We start from the raw sequence: 5,825 nt of genomic DNA, 5'->3' as shown, positions 1-5,825 counted from the left end.
CCTGGCGACGCCGTCACCAAGCCGTCGCAACCGCCTGCCACCAGCAACGACACCACCGTCACGACCAACCGTGATCAAGAACTACAGCTGCCGTGACAGAGGCTTATCGACTCTTCAGAGAGGATTCACTCCTCGTAAATCGACGATATCAACGAAAGCTCGTCTGGTCAGTTGCCGAGAAGCAACTCCTGATCGATAGCATTCTAGACGGTTATCCAATCCCCCTGATTCTCCTAGCTGAAAGGCCTGAGATTCACGGGAGCGGCAAGTATGAGATTATCGACGGAATGCAGCGCCTCGATGCCATTTTTTCATTTATTGAGCAAAAGTTCGACTACGATGGCATGTATTTCGATCTAGGGCAAAGCGCTAGGGCGCGTCAGGCGGCTGCAGCCGGTGCGTTCAATCCTGTCGATAGTCAGAGTCTACTTCCTGCCGATAAATGTGCGAACCTGGTTGATTATCAGTTGGCTGTCACGATTTTTCCAACTCAGACCGAGGGGCAAATTACTGACGTATTTAGTCGAATTAACTCGAACGGGCGTCAATTGAGCGCCCAAGAGAAGCGGCAAGCAGGAATGCTTAACTCATTCTCGGAGCTTGTGCGAACAGTGGCGAGTTCCTTGCGGGGTGACGTCTCGGATGACGTGCTTCTGCTGCACGATATGCCGAGCATTTCTATCGAATCCTCTCGGGAGAGCCAGCGGTACGGGGTGCGAGCAGAGGATACGGTGTGGATCAGGCATGGAATTCTTAATGTGAAGCAGTTGCGGGAGGGGGATGACGAGCAAATGGTGGCAGACATTTCTGCCTCCATCTTGTTCAATAGCCCTTTCCCTGCGAGCAAAGAAGAGTTCGATGAGATCTATGACTCGCAAAGCGAAAAGCATAAGCGTCTAGAAATGGCTCTAGCCGCCTATGGGTCAAAGCGACTTCAAGCGGAGATCCAGTCGACGTTTTCTGTACTCACGGAGGTGATTGACTCTCGGCTTGCTGGACCAAATGGCCTACGGAACTTGGTTCGCCCTGGCGGTAGAAACCCAATCCGCACATCTTTCTATGCGATTTTCATGTCCTTCTTCGAACTCATCGTCCGCCAACAAAAGTCGCCTGCCGACAACGAGGCGATCGTGGCAGCCCTCAGGAACGTAGGGCCTCGCCTTAAGACTGCTCGGCATTACACTTCGGCAGAGGATCGCATATCCAATATTGACACGATCACGGGGCTAATTCAGAGGTATTTTGTAACCAAGGTGCCGCCAGTTTTTGGACACGGCCCCGGCTTGGCTCTAGATTTCGAAAACTCTCTACGTAGATCCAAGATCGAAACTAGTCGATACGAGTTCAAGCAGGGGGTTCTCAGGCTAGATGGCCGTAGGACGAGGGATGATGGGCTCTTCGTTCGGCTAGCGGAAACCATTTGTGGAATTGCTAACGTCCAGCGAGGACATGAGGGTTATCTATTCATCGGCGTTGCAGACAAAGAAGCTGATGCGAAGAGGATCGAAACGCTTGACTCTGTGACTCCCGTATTGGTCGGCCGTTATCATCATGTTGTGGGCGTGGACAGAGAAGCGAAGTCCCTTAAGATGTCGCTGGATGCCTACGTGCAGCGATTCGTGACGAAACTATCCCAGCAGCCAATCAGCGATCCCCTGGCAACCCAGATTCTGAGTGGCGTGGATACAATCGAATACAAGGGCCTGTCGGTCATCCGAGTCCTGATTCCTGGCCAAAGCGATATCTCCTATTGCGGAGATCGTGTTTTCATTAGGCGAGGCTCTTCCACAGAAGAAGTCGCTGAGGTTCGGAAGATCGCGGCGCTAGCAAAGGGATTCAGCTAACAGCAGGCGCCCTGCAAGCAGGTCGGCGGAGCGGCTTTGGGGTGGCGCTGCTTTGGCGCGAGTGATCATGGTTCCGTAAGCTTCCGGCGCGTCGGGCAGTCTGTGGACCTGCCTGGTAAAGCACGACGTTGGGGCCATGATCTTCGAGGCTCGCGCCAAAGTGGCTCCGTAAAGCCGTGGAGCCGACCGCCCCAGCCACGACGTACCCCTTCTCTGGCATCAGGCGGCTGCATGCTTTGAGCGCGGTACGGGCGTCGGCCGGGCTGGAGCGGGGCGGAGACAGGAGCGCAGGCCCGGCCGGGGCCGTGCCGCGCGCGGGGAGCGGAGCGAGCCGCCTTGAACCAGTAGAGAAAGTTGTAACGCACCTTCGTACAGGGCTACGCGGAGAACCCCCGCGCCACGATGACCATGATGGTGACGATCCACAGAACCGCGCTGACGGTGATGGCGATCGCCCGCGCTCTGTTCATGCGGGCTCCAGCTCGGCAGGATCGGCTGAGCACTCGACCCCGCCGTTCACGGTTCGTACGAACGCCCTGGTCTGCGCATGGCGGTCCCCGATGGGGCTGGCCGGGTCCACCCAATCGGCGATCACGTCCGTCAGAATTCAGCTGCGGACACCATCGGTGACCTTCTGACCGATGAGCTGTGCCGTGACCATCACTGCCCCCTCTCCGTCGCACAGTCCGGACATGCCTCGAAAGGACACTGAGTGTAGACGGGCACGGGCAGTTCGACCCTCCCGCTCCCGGGATCGGCCGTTGCGCCGTATGCGGTCCGCCAGTCCCTCTCCGGTTCCTCCGGGCCGTCCATGAGCCGAACGACCTGAAGCAGACCTACCGCATTCACACGGCCCTCGGCGGCCTTGTCGGACGGCTTCACCGGGAACCCTTCGCGCGCTTCTTCGGCCGGTAGCAGGCGTAGTGCCGATAGTCAGGTACGGCCTGCCCGTCCCCGATGTGGTCGGTGGCCAGCCGCACCGCCTTCTCCTCGGTGCCGATCGACTCCTTGCAGTCGGCGCAGACGTACCTGGAAGGCGCGTAGGTCATGTACGCGATCGGCGGCACCTGCTCGCCTCCGCGCCAGCTGTCGTTCCCGCTGCTCCTGTCAGACGCTTTCCTCAACTCCCTTTGATCTTCGACTCACTTGAGTGGCCATTGAGGTGGCCGACAGACACCGACCGTGCGAGGTGTTCAGAGCGGGGCGCCGCATACAGCTCGGCAGTGACCGTGTGCCCCTGCCCGCTCCGATGCACAACGACCCGATGAGCGATGGCGCTGACCATCTCCAGCCCCCGCCCGTGCTCGGCGTCCTGCTCCTGGCGCTCGGCCTTCGGCGCCGTCCCGGTCTTGCCGTGGTCGGTCATGGAGACCGCGACGACCTGATCCGAGACCGCGAGCGCGAGATGGAAACTCCCGGCCTCCAGCCCGCTGGCGGTGTGCAGGATCGCGTTCGCGCTCAGCTCGCTCACGATCAGCTCGGCGTCGTCGACGAACGCCGATCCGCGCAGAACATCCCGAGTCCACCGCCGAGCGCGACCAACTTCCTCAGGGAAACCTGGGCAACTGAGCCCCCAGACCCCACCTAACTCATGTACTCGTGCATATAAGTTCCTTTGCGCTGGTAGGCCGCCATGTGCAGCGGGTCAGAGCTAGGGCGTTTCGTTTAGATCATCAGATCGTTGGTCCGGTGTGTCGTTGAGTGATGCACAGTGGGCGCGGATCGAGCCGTTGCTTCCGGACCGGACGCCGAGGCGGGGTGGCCGCTGGAGGGATCATCGGGAGGTGATCGACGCGGTCGCCTTCAAGTTCCGGACCGGGACACAGTGGGTGCATCTGCCGGAGAAGCACGGCAACTGGCGTGGTGTCTACAACCGGTTGCGGATGTGGGCCGTGGACGGCACCTGGGAGCGGGTGTTCACCGCCCTGATGGCCCGGGCCGACGCCGACGAGGATCTCGACCGGGCGGTCTCGGTGGACTCCACGATCGTTCGGGCCCACCAGCATGCGGCCGGGGCCCACAGAAAGGGGCCCCGGCCGGCGAACCCGACGACCATGCCATCGGACGGTCCCGTGGCGGACTGACCACGAAGATCCACCTGGCTGCCGATGCCCGTTGCCGGCCTCTGGCGTTCGTCCTCACCGCCGGCCAGGCCGGTGACGCACCGGCCTTCACCGAAGTCATGGCCCGCCTGCGGGTTCCCCGACGTCGTGGCCGGCCGCGCACCAGACCGGACCTGGTCCTTGCGGACAAGGCGTATTCGTCCCGCACGATCCGTGAACACCTGCGCCGACGCGGCATCCGGGCCGTGATTCCCGTCCCGGCAGACCAGCGCGGCCACCGAATGCGGCGCGGCAGCCGGGGCGGCAGACCACCACTCTTCGACCGCGAGACCTACAAGCAGCGCAACACCGTCGAGCGGTGCATCAACCGCCTCAAGCAGTGGCGAGGCATCGCCACCCGCTACGAGAAGACAGCCACCATCTACCTGGCCGGACTACACATCGCAGGCATCTTCCTCTGGTCCGCCCGATGATCCAAACGAAACCGCCTAGACGAGTTTCACGCCGTCATGGGCGCGAACAGTAGGCGGAGACGCCAAGTCCAACACGTCCAGAACACGGATCGCGTACGCCTCATCGGCAAGCTCAGCGACTTCCTCGCGAGTGGCCCACCGCAGCGCGCGGGTCTCACTCCCGGTCGTAGGGGTACCGTCATCCGCCTCACACCGGAACACCAGCGAGACGATCAGCCCGGTCATGTTCTTGTAGACACCAGTCAGCGTCGCGGGAAGAGCGATCTTGATGCCGGTCTCTTCGAGAACCTCACGCTGAAGAGCCTCCGGAATCGTCTCCTCGCGTTCGAGGACACCCCCCGGCGGCTCCCACTTCCCGTTGTCCCGCCGCTGGATCAGGAGAGCCCGGCCCTGGTCGTCGACGACGACCCCGGCCACGCTCACGGAGTGCGGACGTTCGGTGCTCACGTACCTCGACCCTCTCGGCTGACCAGGCTCTCCACGGTAGCGACACAGCCAGCCCGCTCATCTAGATATCTATAAGGAGTACACATGAGCCCTTCCCTCCCTTCGGGCCTCCTCGGCACCCTCGATCCGACGAGTGACCGCGCGGTCTTCCGCCAGATCGCCGACCAACTTCGGGAGGCCATCGACCGTGGCCGCTTCAGCGAGGGGGAGAAGCTCCCGTCTGAAGCCGAGCTGGTCGACCACTACGGCGTCTCGCGGATGACGGTCCGCAACTCGTTCTCGATCCTCCAAGGGGAGGGCCTGGTCCACGCGGAACACGGCAAGGGCGTCTTCGTCCGCCCCCGTCCACCCGTACGACGCTTGGCCTCCGACCGCTTCGCCCGCCGTCACCGCGAACAGGAGAAGTCGGCGTTCGTCGTCGAGGCGGACACCGCCGGCGGCCAACTCCAGGTCGACAGCCTCGAAGTGAAGGAGGTCAAGGCCGGCCCAGACATCTCGGCCCGCCTCGGCTCCGTACGCCGCGTGCTCTCCCGCTACCGCCGCTACCTCCTCGACGGCCGCCCGGTCGAGTTCGCGACGTCGTACATCCCCCTCGACATCGCGCGCGGTACTCAGATCGCCGAACCCAACCCCGGCCCCGGCGGCATCTACGCCCGCCTCGAAGACCTCGGCCACCGCCTGGACCACTTCGACGAGGAGATCCGCTCCCGCATGCCCTCGCCCGCCGAGGTCAAGACCCTCAACCTCGCCGTCGGCGTCCCGGTGTTCCACCTGGTCCGCACCGCGTACGACACCGAAGGCCGCGCGGTGGAGGTCTGCGACACTGTCATGGCGGCCGACGCGTACGTCCTCGCCTACCAACTCCCGGCGACATGAAAGGAACGGCCAAAAGCCGCCGCCGATTACTGAGTTTGAACTCGGGTTGTCGTAGCTGCTGACAGAGCTTGATCCTCGCGGTACGCCGTCTGTTATGAGGTATGCGCAGGGCGGTGGTCTGT

At 62.2% G+C, this 5,825-nt stretch carries 4 protein-coding genes and 2 pseudogenes; 3 read left to right on the top strand and 3 right to left on the bottom strand.

From position 1 onward, the window contains the following. The first annotated feature begins 92 nt into the window (after positions 1 to 92). The gene (locus ABZX85_RS50440) at positions 93 to 1,844 is read left to right on the top strand and encodes a DUF262 domain-containing protein (RefSeq protein ID WP_355885175.1); all 1,752 of its coding nucleotides are present in this window, start codon (positions 93 to 95) and stop codon (positions 1,842 to 1,844) included. Between the two features lie 878 nt (positions 1,845 to 2,722). Here ABZX85_RS50440 and ABZX85_RS50435 read toward each other — a convergent pair. Together ABZX85_RS50435 and ABZX85_RS50430 are read right to left on the bottom strand one after the other, a co-directional pair. Further along, positions 2,723 to 2,893, bottom strand: a complete 171-nt coding sequence (locus tag ABZX85_RS50435) for a hypothetical protein (RefSeq protein WP_355885174.1) — start codon at positions 2,891 to 2,893, stop codon at positions 2,723 to 2,725. A gap of 161 nt (positions 2,894 to 3,054) precedes the next feature. Then, positions 3,055 to 3,423 (bottom strand): annotated as a pseudogene (locus ABZX85_RS50430) (ATP-binding protein); the annotation flags it as partial. Between the two features lie 112 nt (positions 3,424 to 3,535). Between ABZX85_RS50430 and ABZX85_RS50425 the strand changes: the two are divergent. Next, positions 3,536 to 4,380 (top strand): annotated as a pseudogene (locus ABZX85_RS50425) (IS5 family transposase). 15 nt (positions 4,381 to 4,395) lie between these two features. Here the strand turns inward: ABZX85_RS50425 and ABZX85_RS50420 are convergent. Continuing rightward, the gene (locus tag ABZX85_RS50420; RefSeq protein ID WP_355885176.1) at positions 4,396 to 4,803 is read right to left on the bottom strand and encodes an NUDIX hydrolase; all 408 of its coding nucleotides are present in this window, start codon (positions 4,801 to 4,803) and stop codon (positions 4,396 to 4,398) included. 108 nt (positions 4,804 to 4,911) lie between these two features. On the opposite strand from ABZX85_RS50420, the gene ABZX85_RS50415 reads away from it, so the two are divergent. Then, positions 4,912 to 5,703, top strand: coding sequence for a GntR family transcriptional regulator (locus tag ABZX85_RS50415; RefSeq protein WP_355885173.1), 792 nt, complete (start codon positions 4,912 to 4,914; stop codon positions 5,701 to 5,703). The last annotated feature ends 122 nt before the right edge of the window (positions 5,704 to 5,825 follow it).

Source organism: Streptomyces sp. NPDC004539 (assembly GCF_040610055.1).
Lineage (GTDB): Bacteria > Actinomycetota > Actinomycetes > Streptomycetales > Streptomycetaceae > Streptomyces.
This window is presented reverse-complemented; position numbering and strand designations above follow the sequence as displayed.